The 370-nt window shown below is 73.2% G+C and carries 1 protein-coding gene; it reads left to right on the top strand.

What is annotated here, in order from left to right:
- A partial coding sequence (locus AC1DN0_RS41905) for a hypothetical protein (RefSeq protein WP_477146730.1) occupies positions 1-362 on the top strand: 362 nt, incomplete at its 5' end.
- Between the last annotated feature and the right edge of the window lie 8 nt (positions 363-370).

Below are 370 nucleotides of genomic sequence, written 5' to 3'. Positions count from 1 at the left end.
CGTCGATCCGGGCGATGCAGCTGCGCGGCGACCTGGTCCAGACCCTGGTCGGCCAGGGCCTGTGGTCGTTCGGCGAACAGGATGGCCCGCGCGCGCTGGCGCAGTTGCAGCACCCGCAGGCGATCGCCCTGAGCCCGGACGCCCCCCTGCTGTGGATCGCCGATGCGGGCAACGGGCGCCTGCGCACCTTGCGCCTGGGCGGCGGTGAACTGAGCACGCTGGAACTGCCGCGCCGCCTGCATGGGCCGGCCGGCCTGGCCCTGGGCGGTGGCGCGGTGTGGATCGCCGAGACCGACGCCCACGCCGTGCTGCGTTTCGATCCGGTCAGCGGCGTACTGAGCGACGTCCCGATCAGCGAATGACCGTGTCC

The sequence above is a fragment of the Cupriavidus sp. 05N39 genome (assembly GCF_056397325.1).
The sequence above is the reverse complement of the archived record's forward strand: the minus strand, read 5'-3'. Positions and strand labels throughout refer to the sequence as shown.